The organism is Desulfoscipio gibsoniae DSM 7213 (genome assembly GCF_000233715.2).
Taxonomy (GTDB): domain Bacteria; phylum Bacillota; class Desulfotomaculia; order Desulfotomaculales; family Desulfallaceae; genus Sporotomaculum; species Sporotomaculum gibsoniae.
On sequence record NC_021184.1, the window covers coordinates 2,129,931 to 2,154,665 of the forward strand.

The following is a 24,735-nucleotide window of genomic DNA, read 5'->3' on the forward strand; positions in this document are numbered from 1 at the left end:
GTACGTTTTTGGCCTAACGGCCCGGCCGGGCATTATCAAATAGCTTAAAATTAAAGTGAATTGACAACCTCTGAAATACCCTTTGATTTTATTCGCTTTAAAGGACTAATAACAGAAAACATTATCACTAATACGGTAAGAATTAATATCAAAATAATTTGCACCAGAGGAAATTCCCAGGGTACATGAAAGTTGGAAAGATAATTTGCAATCAATACTCCTTGCAGTATAACTCCCAGGGTACATCCGACAAGGCAGCCGGTCAGGCTGTATGTCGCAGCTTCAACCAGAACCATTTTATTTAATTGCGCGCCCGACATACCAACAGCCCGCATAACCCCTAAATACCTGGTTTTAGACGCAATGCTTGTGTTCATGGTGTTGATGATGTTCAAAAAGCTTATCAAAGTTATTACCGCAACAAAGCCATAAACAAACACAGCCATTGTTAAAAAAATCTGGTTCATCTCGGCGTTTTTTTGGCGCTGATCAAGGAAAGTTACGGTATCATCCACACTGCTCTTTATTGCCTCAACAGCCCGCTCATCTTTTTTATTTTTAAGTTGGATATCTATTGCTTTATATTTAGATTCACCAGCTATATCGGTGAATAATGCCTCTGTTGTAATAAATGCAGTTAATGTCGGTTCCGCACTGCTAAAGGGCAGGGAACGCAAAATTCCCATAACTGTTAACTCTTTCGTTCCACCAGGGGTTTTAACGTAAACCTTATCGCCTAATTGCAAATTAGCAGTTTCTGTCGAAACGCTGCCTCTTAAATTCCGGGCAACCGCTATAACCCCGTTCTGCTCATTCATTTTATCCTCTGAAAGCTCTCCGGCCATCAAATCTTCTTTTGCCCAGTTTAATTGGTTTTTATCATAGGAAATAAGCCAGGACTTTTCAGGAGGCATAAATAAACCATTGTCCTTTAATGTAATCCCTTTCACAATATCCTTATATGTATCGGTCAGCCTCGATGCATTAAAGGTAGCGTCAACATAGCCGAGCATTCTTCCATAAATTATTTCAACACCATCAATTTCCGATAATTTTTGGTATAGTTCGTCATTCAGGCCTTGTTCAGATGTCATAGAAATATCAGGCGTGTAGGGTTTGGTAGTTTTAAGAGAAGCATACATAAAATCGATCAACACGTTAAAGCCCAAGAACATGATGATACTGAGCGCAATGGAGCTGGACATTAAAAAGAGTGTTTTCTTTTTCATAATGGCATTGTTTATGCCCATAGCAATTTCAGCATGGAGAATTTTCGTTAAAAAACCCTTTTTCTTTCTTTTTGAAATTTTTATATGATTACTACCCATTACAGCATTTACTGGCGAAACCCGTGCGGCTTTTTGAGCTGGTAATAAAGAAGCCATAAATACGGTCAGAAAAGCGATGACTATCCCGGAACTTATACCTGTTATACTTATGCTGAACAAGGGAATTTCTCCGAAAAGAGTATTATTATAATACTTTAGTATAGCGGAACAAATAAAAGTCATCAGCATGCCTGCAAGGATCCCCAAAGGGATTGCCCGAAGGGTTATTATAAGCCCTTCTCTTTTAACCAGCTTTTTTATCTGTGACTGTGACGCGCCGACGCACCTTAAGAGCCCGAACTGCCGCACCCTATCCATTACCGAAATATTGAAGGTATTGTATATCATCACTACGCCTGCCACGAGGACTATACAAAACAAAATAGCGCCTATGGTATACAGCCCAACTGCAGCCTTGTGTGTACTTTGTCCTATTACCGCAAGCAAATGATTATTTAGTTCCACCCTATCATCAGCAATGTTCAGCACCCTTTTAATGTCACTTACTACCTGGTTAATATTCACTTTTTCCTTAAATTCAACAAGATACAAATTCATTTTCCCAGACGTTATCTCACTGGCACCGGACATAGATAAGAATACCCCCGGCACACCCGCCGCCTTCATGTTACCCAAATCATTATAAATTCCGCTTACTATGAATTCTCCTTGATTATTGTCAGCAAAAGAAATCTTAACTCTATCACCAATATTCACATTTAAATATAGTTTTTCAGTTGCCCATTGTTCGAGCATTATTTCATTGTTGGCGATTGGATATTTTCCTTGTATTACTTTAACATTCATATTTTCAGCAAAAGCTTCATCCAGCGCCCCAAGTTTGCAAGGGATTTCGTTTATGTTTCCATCTCCAAGGTCCTTCCATCTTCCCGAATTCCGAACATCAATGCGGTTTCTAATGACAGACATTTCTTCTTCGGAAGCATCTATAATGGCAAGATGATAATTTCCATAATCATGAATCACCTGCAGCTTTTCAAACTGCAGAAAAACATCCAGCATGGAGAATATTCCGGTGATAAGAGCAACCGATAGCGCCACACTAATCATAGCCAATCTTGTCTTCTTTTTATGTGCCGACAGGTATTGGGGAGCAAGTGCCAGGTAATTCTTCATCTTTGGCCACCTCCAAGCTCGGTGACCACTCCATCCTTAACTTGAAAGACTCTGTCTGCAAAAGAAGCATAGTTCTCATTGTGCGTAATCATAATCAGGGTCTGCTGATACCTTTCCACAGACAACTTCATCAGGTCAATTACATCTCTGCTGTTTTTACTATCAAGGTTTCCCGTTGGCTCGTCGGCCAAAATGATTGCAGGCTTGGCTGCAAGGGCGCGTCCAATAGCCACACGCTGCTGCTGTCCTCCTGAAAGTTGACTGGGCAGGTGGTGCTTTCTTTCCGTCAATCCCAGTGTAAAAAGCAATTCGTCAATATATTGCTGATCTGGTTTTTTATGATCCAACAGTAATGGCAAGATTATATTTTCCTCAACATTTAATTCAGGAACAAGATTATATGCTTGAAAAATGAATCCTATATTACGCCTGCGAAATACCGCCAGCGCCTCTTCCTGCATATTAAAAACATCCCGGCCATCTATAAAGACCTTGCCCGATGTTGGCATGTCCAATGCTCCAAGCAGATTTAAGAGTGTACTTTTCCCCGAGCCCGACGGTCCAACAATGGAAACAAATTCACCTTTGGAAACAGAAAAGGACACATCCTTTAAGGCTTCCACCTTTGTTTCGCCTTTTCCATAAGTTTTTGATAAATTCTCAGTCCTTAGAATCTCCAATCTTCCCACCCCGGTTATTATTCTAGTCGTTCATTTAGAACAAACATAGAATAACCAGCCAACCTTACTCTAAGATGAATTAAACCTTACAATTTTGTAAGTTTGGCAAATGCACAGTGAATTTTGTTCCCTTTTCAATTGTACTTTCTACGGATATAAACCCGCCATGCATTTCAATAATTGTTTTCGCCAAACTAAGCCCTATGCCGGTACCTTGCTTGTTTTGCGAAAACCTACTTCTGTAAAATCTTTTAAATATATGATTGATATCATCAGGGTGAATACCTTCCCCATTATCTTCGAAAGTTATTTTTATGATCAATGGCGTTTCTTCAATTAGGACACTGATGTGGTTCCCTGCCCTTGTATGTTCCACAGCGTTTTTAAATAAATTACTCAGGGCTTCCAACATCCATTCCCTGTCGCAGAGATATGCCACCTTACAGTCCGATTTTACCGCCCAGGTTTTTTGTTCTTTGGACAGCCTGGTTTCAAAACTTTCCGCCACCTGTTTTATAATATCATTTAAAATATGGTTACTTTTATTAAGCTCAATGATCCCTGCATCCAATTTGGCCATCTTTAAAAGGTTGGCTATCAGGGTTTGCATACGTTCAAGTTCTTTTTCGCTTTTATCTAAAAACTTTACTATCACGTCATTATCTGTATTTTCATTTCTCATGATATCAGTATACATAGTAAGGGCAGACAGGGGAGTTTTTAGCTGATGAGACACATTAGTTAAAATATCCTTTAAAAAAACCCTGTTTTGTTTTTCTTTTTCGATATGGGTATAGAGTGATGCAGTCAATAAATTAATTGATGCCGCCAATTTAGACAAATTTCCTTCTTCATTATCGTCAAGCCTGGTGGAAATTTCGCCATTCATTATTTTGCTGATGTCATTGTTATACTGATCTATTTTTCTGTAATGGGTTTTTAAAAATAAATAAACAACTAGCAATATTACAAGAACAAACATACTGGAAAATATCAAGTTAGTTGCCTTGTTTGATCTATAGAACTTGTCCACTTGAGGTATTAAATGCAATTGGATACCATTTTTGTATCCGGATTGTTCCAGCAGAGCTTTACCTGTTTCAAGATGATCCGGTAACTTATCGGCCGTGAATGCCTCTTGGATATCAACAGCCAGTTCCGGGTGTTTTTGCTTCAAGTACCCCGCAATCTCATAGTCATGTACGATCATTTCATTTCTAAAATGGACGGCCTGTATGTAGGCAATGACCTGAAAGAGTATAACGCCGAGGAATAATACCAGCGAAAATAATATTAAAAAATTTTTTGCTTCCCTATTAACTAGTAAACTCATAAAAAACCCCTCATAAAATGTTCCATTTATATCCCATTCCCCTTATTGTAACTAAAAATGAGGGGTGCTTTGGGAAATCCTCTATTTTTTCCCGGAGCCTGCTGATATAAACAGCCAGAGTATTATCATCAATAAAGCTTTCACGACAGTCCCATAACTTTTGCATTATTTGCTCTTTTGATAATATAATCCTTGGATTTTGCATAAAAAGACATAACAATCTGTATTCGACAGTGGTAAGTTCTATTTCCAAGCCATTTTTTATCACTCTTCCTTCCAAAAGCTTAACTATAATCCCATTGGAAATTAACTCCGTTGACAGCTGCTTTTGGGGGTTCGACCTTCTTAATGCAGCATTTATTCTCGATATAAGTTCATTTAGCCTAAATGGCTTTGTTATATAATCGTCTCCTCCTATATCCAGACCCATGACAATATTTACTTCCTCATCGGAAGCTGTTAGGAAAATTATTGGTATATTTGATGTTTGCCTAACTGATTTACATATGTCAAAGCCGCTGCCATCAGGAAGCATTAAATCCAATATAATTAGATTGTACTCATTTTGATTTAAACATTTTTCGGCTTCCTTTACAGTCCTTGTAATCGTGACATCAAAGTTATGCTTGGAAAGTGAGAATTTTAAGCCTTCAATTAAGCTTAAATCATCTTCCACTAATAATATTTTTCGCATATTTAGTCTCCCTTTTTTTTTACTTATTTTTAATTATTAAGCCCTATCGAACATTTTGCAAGGCTTTGTCTTACCGAAACAAAAAATATAAGCTTCACCCGAAAGGTGAGGCTTATAAACTAAACTCACTTTTATGCTATTGAGCAATGCTACAAGAATCAGCTGATACCATAATGGTCAACGGTCAAAACTTTTACCTACCAAACCCCGGTAATGTTTCTTTATCCAGAAGATACGCAAGGCCTCTGAATCAATAAGCCTTTTTACCATTATTGGCACAACTTCCCTTGGGTTTACATATTATGGGTAAAATGAAAGATTTGGAGGTCGTAGTATGAGCCAGGACCCAACAACATCCGCCATACCCCCGGCGCCAACAGGATATAAATTGCAAATTCCGCAAATGCCTATATTAGGTCCCCCGGACTTCGGATTGTTTTTGCGCAACCTTTATCAGGCCATTGTCGGCGAAGCAACCGCTATTGATTTTTATTATCGACTGTTAAGGGAAGCCCCGAATGAACTTCACCGTGAATTCATTGATCATGCTTATAGAGATGAGATGCAGCATTTGGAGGCGTTCACGAGATTATACTGTTATTTCACCGGCCAAAAACCACAATATACTGTAACTCCCGTTCAATACCGGAGTTACCGGGAAGGCCTGTTGCTTGCCATGAAAGATGAACTGGAAGCAGCCGAAACCTATCAAGAAATTATTCTTTCGAGCACGGATCAGCTGGTGAGAGATACCTTTTTCATGGCTATGACTGATGAGATGGAGCACGCCACCAGGTTCGGGTTCCTTTATAATTCTTTGAGATAATCGGATTAGAATCCTGATAAATTTCCCTTTGCACTTCATGGCCATAATTGGGCATTTTATAAGCCCCCTTTATTTTGGGGGACATTTATCCGATTTCTAACTACTTTATATATAACAAAACTCCCCTTCCGCCAGCACCGCCTGCCCTCCGGTTACCTCAAGCAATTGTTTTGCCACTCTGTTTATATCGTCGGGTTCCAGGTATACTTTAATTATTACCTGCTGCTCATAGGTTATTTCCGCTTGTTTAGCGCCGGCTTTTTCCAGTTCATTTTTTACCATGCCCAGCCAGGTGTAATCGATAGTTATGTACAGCTCTTTGTATAATAGCCGGGTGGCAACGCCGGCGGTTTCGATTCCTTTCAGGGCCGCTTCCCGGTAGGCCCGGACCAGGCCGCCGGCCCCCAGCATGATGCCGCCGAAGTATCTGGTGACCACGATAATAATCCGGGTCAATGACTTTTGCATGATCAGGTCCAGCACCGGCTTTCCGGCTGTGCCGCCGGGTTCGCCGTCGTCGCTGTAACGCTGTGTCCGTTCATTGATTACGTAGGCGAACACGTTATGATTGGCCTGGCTGTGTTTTTCTCTAATGGTTGATAAGAAACGGCCGGCCTCTTCTGCATCATTTATCGGGGAGGCTGAGGTGATGAAACGGGATTTTTTGATGATTGTTTCCACCACCACCGGCTCATTAATGGTTCGATAGCTGTTTTTCATGGCTGCCAACTCCTGACAATTTCTTTGGCTTATAATGGTTTTCCTCTTCATTTACTTGCGCTTATCAAGTAAACTGGCCACTTTGACAACTTCCTCACCGTAGCGGTCTTTTAATTTATCCAGGGCCGCGGTAATCCTTTCCTCTTTAACCTTTTGCTCATCCGGAAATAATGTAATTATCTGTTCTCTGGTTAACTTGCCGCAGGACAGACCAATTAACCTGACCGGAGGTTTGCAGTGCTTGTCCAGCAAACGCGTTACCGTCGCGTAAATAATGCCGGTCAGGTTGGTTGGTTCAGTCAAACCTTCCGTTCGGGTCACCAGTTTACGGTCCGGGTACTTAATCTTAAGCGTCACAGAACCGCACTTGACATTATCACGGCGCAAACTGCGCCCGATCTTCTCCGTCAGCCGGCGCAGTGTTTGCCGCAGTTTATCCATATCCCGGACGTCCTCGGCAAAAGTGATCTCCTTGCCTACAGACTTGGCCTCGCGGTATGGTTTGACCGGCCTGGTGTCCTCGCCCCGGGCAAATTCGTAAAGTACTGAGCCGTATTTTCCGAAACCATCTTCTAAAAAACTTTGGGGCAGCTCCCTTAACTGACCAATGGTATACACACCGATACGCTTTAACTTATCCGCCGTTTTTAAGCCGGTACCCCATATCTTTTCCACCGGCAGCGGCGCAAGAAATTCGAGAACTTTCTCCTGCGGGATTACCGTGAATCCGCGCGGTTTTAGGTAATCCGAAGCCAGCTTGGCAATAAACTTATTGGGGCCGATACCTACCGAGGCGGATAATTGAAGTTCCTCTTTGATACGCCGTTGAATCTCCCCACCAATAAACTCCGGAGGCCCAAATAACTTTTCACTGCCCCGCACATCAAGAAAAGCCTCGTCCAGTGAAAGGGGCTCAACCAAAGGCGTATACGTATGGAAAATCTCCATTATGACATCGGAAACCTCTTTATACTTATTATGATTCGTTGGAACAATAACCAGCCCGGGACATAGTTTAACGGCAGTGGCCATAGCCATAGCCGAATGCACACCGAACCGGCGGGCCTCATATGAAGCGGTGGCCACCACTCCCCTCTGATCCGGCCGGCCGCCTACAGCTACCGGTTTGCCTCGCAGCTCCGGATTGTCCCGCTGCTCTACAGAAGCGAAAAAAGCGTCCATATCCACGTGGATAATAGCCATATTGCCCCCACACAAACAAAATTTTTGTGGCTAATTGCAAGGTTCACATGCCAAGTTCTAAATTAATACCGGACTATTCCCTTAATTATATTATATTCATGAGGGAAAACATGAAACAAGACGTAGCCTCTTCCATTATACCAACTTTCATTTTTATTCACCTGATTAATACTTGGAGGGCTGTTGCACAACGGTTTTTTCCACCTGCTTAATGGATGTTTACATAAGTTTTACACTCCTTTATTTCACCAGAGTTACCGGGCAGTGAGCGAAGTGAATAACCTTATGGCTTACACTCCCCAGGACCAACCCCTTAAGATTACTTAACCCCCTGGTACCTATTACTATTTGATCACAGTTTTCATGTCTGGCATACTCGGCAATTTCATAGCCCGGGTCACCAGCTGCTACTACTTTTTTGACTTGTATTTGCTCGTTTTCAAATAACTTTGCCTGATTTTCAGCAATCTCCCTGCCCTGATTTATAACCATTCTTTCAATTTCCTTATAGTCAGTGAAGGGAGAAAAATTATAAATCTCTTTTTTGGCATTAACTATATGAATAATTATAATTTCCACTTCCTTTTCACATTGCACCAGGTCAATAAGAAATTGCGCTGCCCTTTGCGCATTTGCTGACCCGTCAACTGCTAATAAATACTTCTTCATAAAGGGCCCCCCTTAGATTTGTTGAAATAACTTTGACAACATAATAGCCAATTTATCCATTATTGGAAGTTTGCCAGGTCACGGAACAGGTGTGATATTGCTCACTGCTGGCAATCTTTTTAAAAATAACTCAATTGGATGCTGTATTCATGGTTATTAGTTGGTATCATCCATGATAAATGGACAGTTTAGGTACCAGCATGATATAAATATTATCAATGACTCATGGGTGGAGGCTATGGAGTATATGAAAGGATATGAACAAAAAGCATACAGAGAGATGTTAATCTGGCAAATAAAAACAAACAGGAAGCCATCTTTTATAGGAGAACTATCCCCTCCCTCCGGAGACCGCCATGTTTCTAATTATTGTGAAATATTAGTTGGCTCAATATACGTTTGTTGAACCCATGGCTTGTGAACAAATCAAAAGAAAGTGATATAAACAAGCAGTAGAATTACTTTAAATTGTTTTGGGGAAAATATGTTTAAAGAGGGGGGAAATTTACTTGGTTATGAAAGATTCAACCACAAGAGGTTTTGTTGCCGGGGTAACAGGCGGCGTAGCAATGAATATAGTAAGCTATATATCTTATTATCTAGGCATTGCCAATTTACGTTTTTTGGACTGGCCGAGTATAATTATTACAGGCCACAGTCCTACTAATATTTTATCAGTTATATTTTTCTTGATCGTCCAATTAATATTTGTAGGCTTTTTAGGTTCTTTATTCGCTTTACTTATTTCCAGGCTGATAACAAGTATAAATTATATTTTTAAAGGGATACTTTTTGGCTTAATATCATGGTTTGCTATATATGCATTGACTTATATATCTGATGTGCCTAAGCTTACGCCGCTGACAACGCTCACAGCAGTAACAGATTTTATAGGTGCCGTTGTATTTGGGTTTGTTTTAGCTGAAACTCTAAATAGGCTGGATAGCAGAAAAGAACTACCGTAATGAGTTCAAGGATTGTTTTTTCTTCCCTTATAAACAATTAGCCGGGTTGAACCGGCTTTTATTATTGAAGTTTCGAATTGAACAGGCTTATGTCCAAGTAACTTGTCACGCACATTTTGTCAGGACTTTGAATGGCTTCCCATTTATTAACAGTATATATTCTTTATGACCGGGCATTATATTAACGTAAGGTTCGTAATGGCCGAGCCAAGAGTGTTACAGGGTCGCAAGGCTCTGTAATAGTCGGCCAAAGGTTAATATCGGGTCGACTGGCTCGTTATTAGCCGGCGGGCAGATCGGTAAATGTTTTGGCAGGCTATATAATAGTCCTAAAGATTATTATATGGTCGTAAGAGATGTTTATCGGTCGAGCTAAGATTATTATGGGTGCCGAATGGATTGCGTTGCTTGTGAAAAGTCCTATGGGTTTACAGTAGTCGAGAGATTGTTGTAGGCTCATCAGGTATCCATAATGGTCGAGCAAAGATCATCATGGGTGTCGTAATGGTTCATGGCAGCCGAAAGGTTGTCATGGGCTACGTAGATACGCGTGGTGGTTGTAGCGTAGGTCATTACGGGCTTGAATAGAAATCCCCTTCTTTTTGGAAGGGGATTTCTTATTAACCTGCCCTGTGGGTGGGACAAGGGGGTGTGGCTTTGAGCAGTGGTCGTGATAATCAAGGGCAACGGGAGAAATTAAAGTATGATAAAGCTGGCACTCATGATTTTGTTTTCAGTGATATTGCCCCGGGCAGCAGGCGTGGCTGCAATTTTGTACGTGATTATAATGCCTGGATAAATAAAGATTAATCAAAGATTAATTCGTTTTTGTGCAGCAGGCTCAGTATAAAACCAGTCAGGCCGATAAATAAGTTTATCACACCAAAGATAACGTAAATGGTGCTGATCAACCCGGTTTGTAAAGCACCAATGACTAAAAATGCTATTCCGAGCAAAGTGAATAAAAGGGCTCTTTTTTTGGAAGCCATAATATTCTCCTTGATGGATAGGGCCATTTCTAGACCTGAAATGCGGGTGTACCCTTCTTCCTGCCATTTTTCCACCGGGAAAATTGGATGTTCGGTTCGTTTGGCCATATGCAGCAACCCGTTACTTTCAACAAGATGGATCTTTATTCGTCCACTCATACGCCGGACAAACCGGCGGGCCTCATCGGTATACGAACCGCTGGTTATGATTATACCTATATTAAATTGAGCCTGCTTAATTTCCTGTAAAAAGCCCTTAATTTGATCTGCGGTCACCCGGTTATCTTTTGCGGCTGTATTTATGCACATGACACCAATTTTTTGATTGCGCAGGTAACCGGAGAGGTCGATTGTGGAATCCGGGCAGGGATTAAGCTTTTTCATTCCTTCAAAGGGGGCTATACCCTCGAGCAGTTCCTTAACCAATTGGGCGAATTCTTCCCGGTCATGTATATTTTCAATATTTTGCCGGCATTTGCGAGCACTGTACCAAATGTCTCGGTGAATGCTCAGCGCTTTGCGCCTGCTAATTTTTATTTTCGTGACCAATATTATTTCGGCTATCATGATGGGAATGATTATAATGTTGATCATTGATTGCCCCAGGGGTAAAAACTGTGCGGCTAAAATTGTGATAAACCAAGTGAATAACAGTGTAATTGCAAAGTCTATGGTGTGGGCAAGGCGGTTGCGTTCGTCCCGGGGCGGGTTTTGCATGTAGTGATATATTCGTTTGTTGAACAAGCAATATAAACCTCCATTCTAATGAAGCTTTTGTGAATGCTTAGTATGTTATAAATAAGAACCATACTATTATATGGAAAGTATTGCCGTTTTGCTGATTTTTTACACTGTATTGTTACCTTATTGTCGCGCTTATATGTGCCTGCTCTTGCGCCTTTTCTCTTTAAGGCTCATATGATCCTCTGACAATGTTGGAGCTGTTATGTATTAGGTGATAGTAAAGCCGGCCACATTAAGGGCCGGCTTATTATATGGTGCGCCGCCTATTTGCCGGATATTAATTTTCGGGATACCTGGCTGCTGTAGATACAATATAACTTTTAAGCCAATCTAAACAGCTTTCTCAGTGGCAGCAGGGTTCTTTAACTCACCCACTTTAAAGTAACTGGCCATGTCCTTCTCTACAAAACGCCAGGTTTCTTCCGCGTTGGTGCGCCAGTTGGTGGGGCAGGCAGCCAGTGCTTCCACAAAAGAGAAACCCCGCCCGGCCAGCTGATTCTCCAGCGCCTTTTTAATATAGCTTTTCAACTGCCTTAAGTTGGCAATGCTGCCCCGGGCCACGTAGGCCCCTTCCCTGGTAATGGCGGACACCATTTCCGGCCCCAACATGGGGTAGCCAGTAGGTCCGGGGTCCCGGCCGTAGGGGCTGGTTTCGGTTTTCTGGCCCGGCATGGTGGTGGGGGCCATCTGGCCGCCGGTCATGGCGTACACGGTATTGTTTGCCAGAATTACCGTAATGTTTTCATTGCGGCCCGCAGCGTTGACCAGGTGTTGGGAGCCTATGGCATAGCCGCCGCCGTCCCCCATGTAGGCAATACAAACAGTATCGGGATTGGCTCTTTTGATACCGGTGACCACGGGGGTGGTACGCCCGTGGTGTGTTTGCACGCTGTCTACGTTAAAAAAGTCCCAGGACAGCAGTGAACAGCCGATATCACAGCCAAATACGGTGTTTTGCTGAATTCCCAGTTCATCAATAGCTTCGCCCAGGCATTTTAAAACCAGTCCGTGTCCGCACCCGGGGCAAAATTTATGCGGCTTGCTCTCTACGCGCCAGCAACGGGGCATTACCGGTTGAGGTTCGGGCATAGTTGTACCTCCTTATTGTTCATCTATTTTCAATATCACCCGGTAAAGCCCTTGATATACAGGTACGGTGATTTTTTTTAAACTTCCAGAGCCTTAAAAACCGCTACTTCATCACAATTGGGGAATTTAGGACAGTTAATGCATTCTTTCCATACCTTTTGAGGCAGTTCTTCTTTGGCAATAAGCTTAAAGCCGCATTTGACAAAAAACGGGGCCTGGTAAGTTAATGCAAAAACTTTAGGTATTTCAAGGTCAATGGCCTCGGCCAGGAAAGCATCCACCAGCCCGCGGCCTATTTGCTGGTGTTGGTACGCTTCGTCCACGGCCAGGGAGCGTATTTCAGCCAGGTCATCCCAGATGATATGCAGCGAACCGGCACCAACAACGCGGCCACCCACATCGGCAACGGTAAACTCCCGCAGGCTTTCGTATAAAGAGGAGCGGGAGCGGGCCAGCATCAGGTCTTTTTCAGCAAAGTGGGTAATTAATTGATGGATAGATTCAATATCTGAAATTTTAGCTTTACGAAAAAGCAATTTAATCTCCTGCCTTTAACTGGTATATGCCCGGGCGCAGGTTGTTGGTGGGCACCCGGGCCACCTGAAACCGGCACCGTTACTATGGCGCCGGTGGAATTGGGCACCGGCGCTATTATCTGCACAAGCTTTATAATTTAACACGGGTGCCGTGCCGGGCGACAAGAATTCAATAGCCCGGCCAATTTCCTCTGGAATGTCAAATTTATACCCTAACACCCGGCACCGGTTTGGGCGGCGTAGACCACGGCGTTGCGGAACAGTGGCAAACCGTGGGGCTTGCCTAAAAAGGCCCGCCGCCAGTTGGGGTGGTGGAACGATTCTATAAACCTTTCCGGGTGCGGCATCAGTCCCAGCACCCGGCCGGTTTGGTCACATATACCGGCTATGGCGTGCAGCGAGCCGTTGGGGTTTTGCGGGTAGTCCTGGGTAGGCTGCCCTGTGGCGTCGCTGGCGTAGCGAAAAACTACCTGCCCGGCCTGTTCTATCTTTTGCAAGGTGGCTTCGTCTGTTAAAAATTTACCTTCACCGTGGGCTGCCTGGTACTGGAGCACAGTGCCGGCAAGTCCTCGGGTGAATACACAGTGGTTTTGCTCTACTAAAAGGTTAGTCCAACGGCACTCAAAATGGCCGCTGTTATTTTGCATCAGCGTGGCCTTAATGCTGCCCAATTCGCCCCAGGGTAAAAGCCCGGTACGCACCAGCACCTGGAAGCCGTTGCAGATACCCAGCACCAGCTTGCCATCATCCACAAACCGGCTCAGCTGGTCGTTTAAAAAGGAGGCCATTTCCAAGGACAGTACTTTTCCAGAATGGATGTCGTCGCCGTAGGAAAACCCCCCCGGCACGGCTAGTATCTGGTAGTCAACCAGCTTCTCAGCTCCGCTTCTCAGCTGGTTAACGTGTACCAGCCGGCATTCACCGCCAGCTTTGGTGAAGGCGTAAGCCGTTTCCTGATCACAGTTGGTGCCGTCGGTTCGCAATATACACACCCGTGGTTTAAAGCTGGGAACATTTGTTTCATGAAGCTTATTTGTATTTAACATCCGCCGAACACCTCCTGCATGGGTTTTTGCCAGGCTTTAAAAAGTTTGGCGGTGGCAATGTTAAAAATACTATTGTTGTCCTGGGTGACCGATATGTTATGGTTAGAGGTGGTACAGCCCAAAATTAGATAGGGCACGTCCTGGAATAATTCTTCAGCCCGAGCCCGGTCAGTCAGTTCTACCACAAAGCAGCCCGCTGTTTCGTTGAACAGACAGTAATCCGCCCGCTGGTTGGCCGGCAGGTTTATGGCGGCGCCTACGCCACCGCCCAGGCACATTTCAGCCAGGGCGACCAGCAGCCCACCTTCACTGATGTCGTGGCAGGCCAGGATCGCGTCGCTGCGGATGGCCCGGTGCAGGCTGCGCAAAGTGACGGTCAGCAGAGCCGGATCAATCAGGGGTACCCGGTTCGACGCGGCACCCGTGATGTCAAAATACGTAGAACCCCCCATTTGATTAATATCGCGCTGGCCCACCAATGCAATTATGCTGCCGGAGCGTTTGAAATCAGTGGATATTGTTTGAGTTACGTCCGCTATCCGCCCAAAGCAGGATATGCAAAGTACGGGCGGTATTTTTATCACCGAGCCGTCCGGGGCCCGGTAGGTGCTGCTCAGGCTGTCCTTGCCTGAAATAAAGGGCATACCTGTTGCTTTGACAAAATCCACACAGGCATCCACGGCCCGGTCAAGGTCGTATAAAGAGGTTTCGTCCGGGTAGGGCCAGATGAAATTATCTATTAAAACCAGCTCATCCGGGTTGGCGCCCGTGGCGACGGCGTTGGATACTGCCTCGGCTGCCGCCCAAATGCTTCCCGCGTAAGGGTCGATGGTATTGAGTACGGGGTTTAGCCCGTGCGCTATCACGGCCCCGTATTTTTGGCCGAGTAGCGGGGCGATGACCACGGCGTCGTTGGGGGCGTCACCGGCCACCCCGGCAAATGGAGGTAGTGCGCTGCTGCCCTGAACACCGTGGTCATACATGCGCACGATGGGCTCTTTGGAGCATACGTTGAGGTGCTGCATCACATTAGTGCATATCTGCTCCCAATCGCCGGGCATATCAGGTTCGATAATCTGTACCGTATGCTCCCGGGGTACGGCGGTCATCGTGCGGCCGGGAATGCCGTGGTGCAGAAACTCCATATCCAGCTCGCATACCAGCTCATCTTGGTAGAGGACTTCAAGTTTGCCTGTGCCGGTGAACTGGCCGATAACTGTGACTTCCACGTTATGCTCCCGGCAGATGTCTGCCAGGCGCTCCATATGGGCGGGATCTACAGCCAGGGCCATTCTTTCCTGGCTTTCGGATAGCCAAATTTCCCAGGGTGCCAGCCCCTGGTATTTTAGAGGTGCCCGTTCTAGGTGAACCCTTACACCGGTCCCCTCGCCCATTTCCCCAAAGGCTGAGGCAAAGCCACCTGCACCGCAGTCGGTGACCGCTCGAATCAGTTTTTCATCCCGTGCCCGCAAAAGGGCGTCGCTCATGCGCTTTTCTTCAATGGCATGGCCAATCTGCACGGCACTGGCATTAACGTCCATAGTACGGTGGGTCATTTCACCGCTGGAAAATGTGGCTCCGTGGATGCCGTCCCGTCCGGTCCGGCCACCCACAATCACAGCCAGATCACCGTTTACCGGTTGCCCTTTACCGGCGTCAGCGGCGGGCATGATGCCGTAAGCCCCCACAATAATGGTGGGCTTGGCCCTGAAGTCCCGGTGGAAGTGCACCGATCCGTTATTGGTGGGTATGCCCATGCGGTTACCGTAATCCCGTACCCCGTCCACTACCCGGCGCAGCAGGTAATGGGGGTGCAAACAGCCAGGGGGCACATCGGCGGTGGGTAAATCCGGAGGCGCAAAACAGAACATGTCTGTGGAAGCAATTACTTTGGCGCCTTTACCGGTGCCCATAATGTCCCGGAAAACCCCACCGCTGCCCGTCATGGCTCCGCCGTATGGCTCTATGGCGGATGGGGAATTGTGGGTTTCCACTTTGCCGCACAGTGCCAGGCCGTCATAAAACTCTATGACGCCCGAATTGTCCTCGAAGGCGGATAGCACCAGCGGGTGGGCGGTCCGGTCGGTGGATTCCCGAAGTCTTTGGTAGAGCGGTTTTTTAGCCTGGCCGTCCACCATAATGGTGGCTTTAAAGGTTTTATGCACGCAGTGCTCCGACCAGGTTTGGGCCAGGGTTTCTATCTCACAGTCGGTGGGGTCACGATCCAGGGCGGCAAAATAACCTTGGATGGACCGCATTTCTTCGATGTTTAAAAACAGGTTATCCCTGCTTAGCTCAAGCAGTGCTTCATCGTCCATATGTCTTATGGGTATTACCCTGGTGCCGCCGGGCCGGCCTTTAATAATCAGTGTGGCTGGTTTTTCCGTAACCACCCTTTCCACAGTTTCATTAACCAGTAATCTGGTTAAGATGAGCCTGGTTTCGTCATCGGTCAAAGTGCCGTAAAAGCCGTATTCATAGCTTGAGTCAGCAGCCAGCATTTCGGTGATGCCCAGGTCGGCGGCGGCTTTTACAATAGAACCTGCTTCAGGGTTCATCACCCCCGGCTTATATGCTACTTCCACTAGTTTATCGGTATCTTTAATGATTGCTTCGTTAACCGTATAAGTTTGAAAAACTTCTTCAGCCAGCAGGTGGCGGGCTAAAAACTCTGCCTGTTGAGCGGTTATGCCTTCCAGTCGGTATACTTTGGCGGTAACCAGCCCGGTGATGCTTGTAATATGCAGTGTATTTCGAATTTCATGCAGTAATTGCTTACCTTTAATATCTTCCAGGTGGGGTAATGTTTTGACCCGCACTTCCTGAATCGCCATATATTCACACCTCCAGGGTTTGATGCGGCTTTAAAAAAAATAAAAATTCCGGCCTGGTAGGGCCGAAAAAAACAATTTGTCCAGTACTATTGTATTTTATTATATCCCGGCTTTAAAAACAATATTGACTTATTCATATGGGAGATTTAAAACGGTGAGATAAACCCCCATATTACATTCAAGCCGGGGTGACTGTGCTTTATCGGTGCCGTTTTGATTGGTGCCGGGTGTTGAAAGGTTGAAAATCAAAGATTTTCAACCTTTCAACACCCGGCACCAAAGCCTTACCTTTTTTGAACAAAGCTCCTTAAGTAAGTAGTTATTTACCTAACTATTAACACTGGGCACGGGGCATGTCTAGTGACCCTGTTGCTAACGCTGCCCATCAGGTAGCCCTTTATATCACCCAGGCCGCGACTACCCATGACAAGCAAGTCATACTGCCCTTCTTTGCACTCTTCAATAATCTCCTGGGAGGGATGGCCCCATAACAGTTTTTTATCAATGTTTACTCCATGCTTTTCAAATTCCTTCCTTGCATCCTCCAATATAGTTTCACCCTGGGCAGTGAATTCCTGCTTCAGCTGGTTGTAGTCAAAGACCGCATGTAAACGGGGGTCGGTTACATAATGTATCAGGTTGGGAGCGACATGTAAAAATGTTACTTGCGCGTCGAAACTTGCAGCAATTTGTATTGCATGTTCCGCTGCTGTCATAGAGGGATGTGAGCCGTCCAGTGGTACCAAAATCTTTTTATACATGCTGTTTAAACCTCCTTTTAATAAGTGAATGTTTTCACTTATTATATTTCACTTTGATTAATTATGCAAGGTATTTGCTGCACCTAAAATTCGACAGTTGCTGGTATTTATGCTTTGGAAGATTCTTGATTAAAGTGTAGGATTAACGGAAGTTTGTTTTTTATCGGCCGCAGCCTATAGCGTTCAGGATCATATATGGGTAAAGGTAACCCGACCGCCGGTTAGGGAGGCAATGGGTGCCAGCGATTCGATACGTATTCCCTTTTCTCTCAGCGCCTGGCCGCCGCCCTGGAAAACCTTTTCTATGGCTATGCCTACACCCACCAGAATGGCTCCCGCCTGCTCAACTATATCCGCCATGCCCCGCAGCGCTTCGCCCTGGGCCAGAAAATCGTCTACTATTAATACGCGATCCCGGTCATTGATAAATCTTTTGTTTACGTAAATATCCACCGCTTCCTGGCGGGTGAAAGAAAATATGTTGGTGGAGTATGCCTGGGGATCCTGGGTAGCCGACCTTTTTTTCTTGGCAAATACCACAGGTGTCCTCAGAGTCAGCCCGGTGGCCAGGGCAATGGCAATACCCGAAGCTTCTACAGTGAGCACTTTGGTAACCTTGTCGTTTGCGTACCGGTTGGCCAGTTCCCTGCCCATGGCCATTACAAATTCAGGGTCTATCTGGTGGTTTAAAAAAGAGTCCACTTTTAAAACGGTATCTGATAAAACCTGTCCTTCATTAATAATCTTTTCCTGCAAGCTCTGCAATTCATATCCCCCTTTATCGTTCTTCCCGGTCGTAGGGCAGTCCCAGAGCCTGTGGGGAGCCTATACGGCCTGCTAAGTTGCGTTTGGTAACTAGAATCAGCACAAGCACGGTGAAAATATAGGGCAGCATTTTTAAGAAATAAGGTGATACTGTCACATTCAAAGTCTGCAGCCTGAAGCCCAGGGCATCGATACCTCCGAATAGATATGACCCCCACAATGCATTTACCGGGTTCCAGGTGGCGAATATTACTAATGCTACCGCTATCCAGCCCCGGCCCGCTGTCATATTCTCCATCCAGCTGGGCACATAGTGGAGAGAAAGATAGGCCCCTCCTATACCGGCCAGCATGCCGCCGATAATGACGTAAAGGTAGCGGGTCTGGAAAACGTTAATGCCCATTGAGTCGGCGGCCGCAGGGTTTTCGCCCACCGCCCGCAGGTGCAGCCCGGCCCTGGTGCGGAATATACAAAACCAGAGGGCGGGCACAAGAAGGTAGCTTAAATAAATAACCGGATCGTGGTTAAAGAAAACCGGGCCGATCACTGGAATATCGCTGAGCACTGGGATGGGAACAGTTTTAAAAGGTACGGGCAGCGGCACACCCACATAGGACTGTCCCAGATAGCCGCTGAGTCCGGTGCCAAACATGGTAAGGGCCAGCCCGCTGACCACCTGGTTAGCCCTTAAAGTGACGGTTAAAAAAGCATGCACCAAGGCCAGCAGACCGCCTGCCAGCATAGCCATCATCAGTCCGTACCAGGGGTTGGCGGTCTTTAAAGCGCAGATGAAACCGCTGACGGCACCAACCAACATCATACCCTCCACACCCAAGTTTAGTATACCGGACCGTTCCGCCAGCACTTCACCCAGGGCGGCGTATAAAATTGGTGTGCCTGCAGTAATGGCTGTGGCCAAAATGGCGATAAATATTTCCTGGCTCATGTAGTTATCATCCTCCGATGGTGCATCATGTATTATTGCCTGGTTGGTGATGCCGGGGCTTTGTTTATTTTATAATAAGTCAGCAGCTCTCCACCCAGCACAAAGAATAACAGCATGCCCTGGAGCATGGTTACCATAGAAGCCGGGATGCCGCTGGTCTGCACAATATAGCCGCCAACCTGCATGCCGCCGAATAAAAATGACACTAAGATAATGGCAAATGGGTTGAGCCTGGCCAGCCAGGCTATAATAATTGCCGTATAACCGTACCCGATGCTTACGCCGGGTTGCAGCCGGTGAGCAATGCCCGCTACTTCCGACATGCCGGCCAGCCCGCAAATGGCACCGCTAAAAAACATCACCAGTATGATATTTTTCTTGTTGCTAATACCCGCGTAACGGGCTGCACTGCTGCTTTCACCGGAGACCTTGATTTCGTATCCCCAGCGGGTATGCTGGATCACTATATACATCAGCACAGTAATCAGCAGACCTAAAAATAGACCGGCATGGATACGGGAGTCGCCAATGGTGGGTAGTATAGCTCCGGGTGGAAAAATTGCGGTAAGGGGAAAATTATACCCCTGGGGATCTTTCCACGGGCCGTAGACCAGGTAGTTAACCCAGAGGATAGCCACGTAGTTGAGCATCAGGGTGGTTATAATCTCATTGACACCCCAGATGGCTCTGGGAATCGCGATAATTAATGCCCACATCCCACCGGCCAGCATTCCCAGCATAATCATAAATGGCATCGTCCACCAGCCATCCCCAATGGGAAAAAACAAGGCTGCCCATGTGGCGGCAAAAGCGCCCATGTAGATCTGTCCCTCGCCTCCGATGTTCCACAGCTGCATGCGAAATGCCAGAGCTATGCCCAGGCTGGTGATGGTCAGTGGTATGGTTTTAACTATAGTTTCAGTAAAACCATAGCTTGACCCGAAAGCACCGCTGAACATAGCGGTGTATATTTCAAAGTAGTTATGACCCGAAAGCGCCAGAAAAAATGCTCCCACCAGCAGCGCCAGCAGTATGGAAATTGCCGGCACTATAAAAAAGGCAGTCGGGGCAGGGGATAATTTCTTTTCTATGAGCAGGTTTGTTCCGGGTAGTTTTATCATGTGGCTGCTTCTCCTTGGTTTTGTGCTCCCATCATTAGTAGACCGATTTCCTCCACATCGGTCATATCGGTGGGCATGATACCGGTAATGCGCCCGTCACAAAGCACTCCGATACGGTCACTTAGTTTAAAAATTTCTTCCAGATCTTCAGAAATTAACAGTACGGCAAGACCCTTGCCCCGCTGTTCCAATAGCAAATTGTGCACGGCTTCGGTGGCCTTAATATCAAGGCCCCGCACCGGGTATACGGCGATAAGCAGCTGTGGCTCTGAAGTAATCTCCCGGGCCAGCAGCAGTCTTTGCAAATTGCCTCCCGATAGCAGCTTTACCGGGGCATCCAGCGCACTTAGTTTAATTTCAAATCGATTGACCAGTTCTATAACTTTCTCCCGGACAACGGCCCGGTTCATAAACGGACCCCGCCGCAGCTGTCCTTTTCGATAACTTTTAAGAATTAGATTATCCTCTGCATCCAGGTTAGGCACCAGCCCGGTACCCAGTCTATCCTCAGGCACCAGGGCCACACCGTGGTCAATGGCCTGCCTGGGGGAGCAGTCTGTGATGGCCTGGTCATTGATAAAAATCGAACCGTCGGAGACCGGGCGCAGCCTTGCGATTATTTCGGCCAGTTCTCGCTGCCCGTTGCCTGCTATGCCGGCAATTCCAAATATTTCACCGCTGTGCACAGTGAAAGATACATCGGTAAGGCCCGGGAGACCCAGGTCGTTTAAACAGTGCACATTCTGTAACTCCAGTATATTTTTATCCCCGGGCGGGTTTTTTTTCTTTGTCTGTCTGACTACGTCATGGCCTACCATCAGCCAGGCCAGATCTCGCTGGTTGATTTGCTGCTTATCCAGAGTTGCCACTGACCGGCCCCGGCGCAATACGGTAACTCGATCGGCAATTTCCATAACTTCATGCATTTTATGAGTGATCACTACTATGCCCCGGCCTGTGCCAGCCATTTCACGCAGGTTGCGGAAAAGCTGGCTTGATTCCTGTGGGGTAAGCACTGCGGTGGGCTCGTCCAGTATGAGCACCTGGGAGCCGCGATGTAACATTTTGACTATTTCTACCCGTTGTTTTTCTCCCACGGACAGTTGCCAGACCATGGTCGAGGGATTTATCTGTAATCCATAACGCTGTGATAGCTGCGCCAGGTTATTTTCAATTTGCTGTATATTTAAAACCCGCGGCGTGTTTTCATTGCCTAAAATAACATTTTCAGCTACGGAAAATGATTCAATTAATTTAAAATGCTGGTGTACCATCCCAACGCCTGCGCTGATAGCCTGTCGGGGTGAACGAAACGCCATTTTGGTACCCCGGATCATGATTTCCCCTTCATCCGGTCGATACAGTCCGCACAATATCGACATTAATGTGCTTTTGCCCGAACCGTTTTCACCCAGCAGCACGTGTATTTCACCTTGCCTGACGTTGAAGTTGACCTTGTCGTTGGCTACTACGCCGGGAAATCTTTTGGTAATGTTTTTTAGTTCCACCAGGTAAGGTTCTGTCATAGGTTTACTCCTAATAAGAGAAAGTTGGTATGTAAAATGGCTGCCAAAAAAGGCAACCGTTAAAGCATTATCGCTGGTAATTGTTTACCATTTGCATTATCTTTTTGTTACACGATTTTTAACAATAAAGAGCATCTTTGAAAAAAGTATCTTTGAGTTCAGGCCCATAAATGATGGTTGCCCGAACTCAAAGTTATACAGTTCGCAGTGGTTGTATCATTGAATGTGTAATTTGAGTGAGATGGTTCGGCTTATTTGGGTGAGCCTATCACACCCTGTACAAACCAATTCATGTTTAGCATTTCGTCGTCGGTTAATACTTCACCTTCAGCAACTTTAACATTACCGGACTGGTCTTTGATGGGACCGGTAAATACATCCCATTCACCGCTGATAATGAGCTGTTCTTCCTGTTCCACCAGCTGTTTTACTTCTTCCGGCACCATCGGTCCATAGGGAGCCAAATCAACGGTGCCTTCTTTAAGACCACCCCAGTAGGTCAGGCTGCCTGCTGTAGGGGTGCTTTGCCAGGTACCTTCTTTAATGGCTTTGACAGTATCCACATAATAAGGTCCCCAGTTCCATACCGGTGAAGTCATGGTGGCTTTGGGTGCCATTTTGCCCATATCACTGTTATAGCCAATGCCCAGTTTACCCTTTTCTTCAGCGGCTTGCTGCGGGGAAGCAGAATCCTGGTGCTGGGCGATTACATCCGCACCAGAGTCCAGCAGTGCCAGGGCGGCATCCTTTTCAATGGCGGCGTCCACCCAGGTGTTGGTCCAGACTACTTTAACTTGGGCGTCCGGGTTAACTTTCTGTACGCCCAGGGTGAAGGCGTTAATGCCGCGAATGACCTCGGGAATGGGCATTGCAGCAACGTAACCGATCAGGTTGGTTTCAGTGGCTTTGCCGGCCACCAGGCCGGACAGGTAACGGGCCTGGTACATCCTGCCAAAATAAGCGCCTACGTTGGGTGCGGTTTCGTAACCCGAGCAGTGCAAGAATGTAACATCGGGATATTTTTTAGCTACTTTGATGGTGGGATCCATGTAACCGAAACTGGTGGTGAAAATAATTTTGTTGCCCTGCTCCGCCAGCTGGGTAATCACTCTTTCGGCTTCGGTGGGGTTTTCGGGCACGTTTTCTACGTAATCACTGGCGTCAACGTAAGGGAGTTCGGCCATTAAATAATCACGGGCTTCGTCATGGGCCTGGGTCCAGCCGGCATCATTTATCGGGCCTATGTATACGAAACCTACTTTTAATTTTTCACTATCTGTCCGGTTAGCGGCCGGTCCTTCATTTCCGCTACTGCCGCAGCCGGTTGCCAGCATGGCTACCAGCAGTATTGCTGCCAGGGCCGGCATAGCCCTTAATGATAATTTTTTCATCTTTCCCTCCCCAAAATTAGTAATATAAGAAAAAACGCTGCCAGTAAGCGCACTGGCCAAATAAAAACCGAACCCATCCCTCCTCCTCAAATGTTTAACCCTAGTTTTATTCTAACTTTCCAAGTAAAATCCTTCTTAAATCGACAAAAAACCAACCCCCAGAGTTGTTGCCAGTAAATAACAGGTATGATAAAATTACCAGCGTGGTCTTAGTGGTTGTATTGCGGTTTTTTATGACAAAGGCGGGTGATAAAATTGAAGGAAGTTGAAATTTATACGGATGGTGCTTGTAGTGGCAACCCCGGCCCGGGGGGGTATGGTACAGTGCTGAAGTATGGCATTTATGAAAAAGAACTGTACGGTGCATATGATAATACCACCAACAATCGAATGGAATTAATGGCAGTCATTAAAGGGTTGGAAAGTTTAAAGGAACCTTGCCTGGTAACGGTATATTCAGACAGTAAATATGTGGTGGACGCTATAACTAAAGGTTGGGTGACCAGGTGGCGGGCTAAAGGATGGATGCGCAATAGCAAAGAGAGGGCGAAGAATATAGATTTATGGCAGCGGTTGCTGCAGCTGGCCGAAGGTCACCAGATACGGTGGGTGTGGGTAAAGGGCCATGCTGACAACGAATATAACAACCGCTGTGACAGGCTGGCGGTCGATGCTATAAAAAACTGTCCCCGGCAGCCGGATAATCCCTTGTGACACGGAAAGTACCTATTAACCGTGTGAAAAAACAGCCCAGAAAAACCAAACTATCATAGCTATTTGTATAGCCAGTTTAATTATGACTCCGCCCATTAGTCCCACTAGTGTTCCCACACCGATCCGTAGTGCGCTGTTCAGTGGCTTTTGATTTAGTAGTTCCCCGGCTACGGCGCCTGCAAAAGGTCCAAAAATAATACCGGCTGGGCCCAGAATAATAATGCCCAATAATGTGCCAATCACACAACCATAAACAGCATACTTGGAACCGCTGTATCTCTTGACGCCATAAGCTCCGGCCAAATAATCCGTAACGTAAACCAGAGCCGCCGCCATGGCTTGCCCAATAAAGAAAACTGTACCTAATGTTTCAAATTGAGTTAAAATCCCGTAAATCAGCATGCCCAGCCAAATTAAGATCGCTCCCGGTATTACCGGCAGCACTGATCCAGCTAAACCGACAATAAAAAACAACACGGCCAGGATCATGGCCAGCACTTGCATACCTTCACCCCCGGAAAAGTTTATTTTGGCTGCATTTGTTGCCATTATTTTATATTACTTTATTGGGTCAGTCTATATTTAAAAGAAAAAACGGGGCTGTGGCCCCGTTTAATTTTTTTGCATAACTTTACTTTAATTTACTATAAGTATGCATTGTCTGCCCGGTATTCGGGCAGAACGTTGAACTTTTTTACAGGTCTTCGGGAATGTTTGT

General features: G+C 45.9%; 23 protein-coding genes. 4 read left to right on the forward strand and 19 right to left on the reverse strand.

The features are described from left to right. Positions 1 to 50 precede the first annotated feature (50 nt). The 4 genes from DESGI_RS09920 to DESGI_RS09935 all read right to left on the reverse strand — a co-directional run bounded on the left by DESGI_RS09920 (position 51) and on the right by DESGI_RS09935 (position 5,172). Positions 51 to 2,465 carry an ABC transporter permease gene (locus tag DESGI_RS09920; RefSeq protein WP_006521946.1) on the reverse strand — a complete coding sequence of 805 codons (2,415 nt, stop codon included), beginning with the start codon at positions 2,463 to 2,465 and terminating at the stop codon, positions 51 to 53. Beyond that, the gene (locus DESGI_RS09925; RefSeq protein ID WP_006521947.1) at positions 2,462 to 3,145 is read right to left on the reverse strand and encodes an ABC transporter ATP-binding protein; all 684 of its coding nucleotides are present in this window, start codon (positions 3,143 to 3,145) and stop codon (positions 2,462 to 2,464) included. The genes DESGI_RS09920 and DESGI_RS09925 overlap by 4 nt, the downstream gene beginning before the upstream one ends. A 79-nt stretch (positions 3,146 to 3,224) precedes the next feature. Beyond that, the gene (locus DESGI_RS09930; RefSeq protein ID WP_162141529.1) at positions 3,225 to 4,322 is read right to left on the reverse strand and encodes a sensor histidine kinase; all 1,098 of its coding nucleotides are present in this window, start codon (positions 4,320 to 4,322) and stop codon (positions 3,225 to 3,227) included. 166 nt (positions 4,323 to 4,488) lie between these two features. Next, positions 4,489 to 5,172, reverse strand: a complete 684-nt coding sequence (locus tag DESGI_RS09935) for a response regulator transcription factor (RefSeq protein WP_006521949.1) — start codon at positions 5,170 to 5,172, stop codon at positions 4,489 to 4,491. A gap of 334 nt (positions 5,173 to 5,506) precedes the next feature. Between DESGI_RS09935 and DESGI_RS09940 the strand changes: the two genes are divergently transcribed. After that, entirely contained in the window at positions 5,507 to 5,998 is a 492-nt protein-coding gene (locus DESGI_RS09940; RefSeq protein ID WP_006521950.1) for a ferritin family protein, read from the forward strand. A 105-nt stretch (positions 5,999 to 6,103) separates the two neighbouring features. Here DESGI_RS09940 and DESGI_RS09945 read toward each other — a convergent pair whose 3' ends face one another. The 3 genes from DESGI_RS09945 to DESGI_RS09955 all read right to left on the reverse strand — a co-directional run bounded on the left by DESGI_RS09945 (position 6,104) and on the right by DESGI_RS09955 (position 8,590). Continuing rightward, entirely contained in the window at positions 6,104 to 6,718 is a 615-nt protein-coding gene (locus tag DESGI_RS09945; RefSeq protein ID WP_006521951.1) for a YigZ family protein, read from the reverse strand. Between the two features lie 51 nt (positions 6,719 to 6,769). Further along, positions 6,770 to 7,921 (reverse strand): DNA polymerase IV, encoded by a 1,152-nt coding sequence (gene dinB, locus DESGI_RS09950; RefSeq protein WP_006521952.1) that lies wholly within the window; start codon positions 7,919 to 7,921, stop codon positions 6,770 to 6,772. 240 nt (positions 7,922 to 8,161) lie between these two features. Further along, positions 8,162 to 8,590 (reverse strand): universal stress protein, encoded by a 429-nt coding sequence (locus DESGI_RS09955; RefSeq protein WP_006521953.1) that lies wholly within the window; start codon positions 8,588 to 8,590, stop codon positions 8,162 to 8,164. A gap of 515 nt (positions 8,591 to 9,105) precedes the next feature. Between DESGI_RS09955 and DESGI_RS09960 the strand changes: the two genes are divergently transcribed. Next, positions 9,106 to 9,555: a DUF6789 family protein gene (locus DESGI_RS09960; protein ID WP_041285366.1), complete on the forward strand. Its 450-nt coding sequence runs from the start codon at positions 9,106 to 9,108 to the stop codon at positions 9,553 to 9,555. Between the two features lie 657 nt (positions 9,556 to 10,212). Continuing rightward, positions 10,213 to 10,365: a hypothetical protein gene (locus DESGI_RS24535; protein ID WP_157872760.1), complete on the forward strand. Its 153-nt coding sequence runs from the start codon at positions 10,213 to 10,215 to the stop codon at positions 10,363 to 10,365. Here the strand turns inward: DESGI_RS24535 and DESGI_RS09965 are convergent. From DESGI_RS09965 to DESGI_RS10020, 11 genes are all read right to left on the reverse strand, one after another. Next, entirely contained in the window at positions 10,362 to 11,288 is a 927-nt protein-coding gene (locus DESGI_RS09965) for a restriction endonuclease (RefSeq protein WP_006521955.1), read from the reverse strand. The genes DESGI_RS24535 and DESGI_RS09965 overlap by 4 nt on opposite strands. A gap of 330 nt (positions 11,289 to 11,618) precedes the next feature. After that, a complete protein-coding gene (locus tag DESGI_RS09970; RefSeq protein WP_006521956.1) occupies positions 11,619 to 12,377 on the reverse strand; it encodes a thiamine pyrophosphate-dependent enzyme in 759 nt (252 codons plus the stop codon). Between the two features lie 77 nt (positions 12,378 to 12,454). Continuing rightward, on the reverse strand, positions 12,455 to 12,913 hold the full coding sequence (locus tag DESGI_RS09975; RefSeq protein ID WP_006521957.1) for an N-acetyltransferase: 459 nt from the start codon (positions 12,911 to 12,913) through the stop codon (positions 12,455 to 12,457). A gap of 212 nt (positions 12,914 to 13,125) precedes the next feature. Next, entirely contained in the window at positions 13,126 to 13,959 is an 834-nt protein-coding gene (gene purQ / locus DESGI_RS09985; RefSeq protein ID WP_006521958.1) for a phosphoribosylformylglycinamidine synthase I, read from the reverse strand. Continuing rightward, positions 13,953 to 16,793 carry a phosphoribosylformylglycinamidine synthase subunit PurL gene (purL, locus tag DESGI_RS09990; RefSeq protein ID WP_006521959.1) on the reverse strand — a complete coding sequence of 947 codons (2,841 nt, stop codon included), beginning with the start codon at positions 16,791 to 16,793 and terminating at the stop codon, positions 13,953 to 13,955. Before purL ends, purQ begins: the two co-directional genes overlap by 7 nt. A 323-nt stretch (positions 16,794 to 17,116) precedes the next feature. Next, positions 17,117 to 17,554 carry a universal stress protein gene (locus tag DESGI_RS09995; protein WP_006521960.1) on the reverse strand — a complete coding sequence of 146 codons (438 nt, stop codon included), beginning with the start codon at positions 17,552 to 17,554 and terminating at the stop codon, positions 17,117 to 17,119. Between the two features lie 189 nt (positions 17,555 to 17,743). Continuing rightward, positions 17,744 to 18,319 (reverse strand): xanthine phosphoribosyltransferase, encoded by a 576-nt coding sequence (locus DESGI_RS10000; protein WP_006521961.1) that lies wholly within the window; start codon positions 18,317 to 18,319, stop codon positions 17,744 to 17,746. Positions 18,320 to 18,332: 13 nt separating this feature from the next. Beyond that, on the reverse strand, positions 18,333 to 19,265 hold the full coding sequence (locus DESGI_RS10005; protein WP_006521962.1) for an ABC transporter permease: 933 nt from the start codon (positions 19,263 to 19,265) through the stop codon (positions 18,333 to 18,335). 32 nt (positions 19,266 to 19,297) lie between these two features. After that, on the reverse strand, positions 19,298 to 20,386 hold the full coding sequence (locus DESGI_RS10010) for an ABC transporter permease (protein ID WP_006521963.1): 1,089 nt from the start codon (positions 20,384 to 20,386) through the stop codon (positions 19,298 to 19,300). Then, positions 20,383 to 21,912 carry an ABC transporter ATP-binding protein gene (locus tag DESGI_RS10015; RefSeq protein WP_006521964.1) on the reverse strand — a complete coding sequence of 510 codons (1,530 nt, stop codon included), beginning with the start codon at positions 21,910 to 21,912 and terminating at the stop codon, positions 20,383 to 20,385. Before DESGI_RS10015 ends, DESGI_RS10010 begins: the two co-directional genes overlap by 4 nt. Positions 21,913 to 22,163: 251 nt before the next feature. After that, positions 22,164 to 23,303, reverse strand: coding sequence for a BMP family ABC transporter substrate-binding protein (locus DESGI_RS10020; RefSeq protein WP_006521965.1), 1,140 nt, complete (start codon positions 23,301 to 23,303; stop codon positions 22,164 to 22,166). 255 nt (positions 23,304 to 23,558) lie between these two features. On the opposite strand from DESGI_RS10020, the gene rnhA reads away from it, so the two are divergent. Then, positions 23,559 to 24,017, forward strand: coding sequence for a ribonuclease HI (gene rnhA, locus DESGI_RS10025; protein ID WP_006521966.1), 459 nt, complete (start codon positions 23,559 to 23,561; stop codon positions 24,015 to 24,017). Between the two features lie 15 nt (positions 24,018 to 24,032). Here the strand turns inward: rnhA and DESGI_RS10030 are convergent, their stop codons facing one another. After that, entirely contained in the window at positions 24,033 to 24,521 is a 489-nt protein-coding gene (locus DESGI_RS10030) for a DUF456 domain-containing protein (RefSeq protein ID WP_006521967.1), read from the reverse strand. Between the last annotated feature and the right edge of the window lie 214 nt (positions 24,522 to 24,735).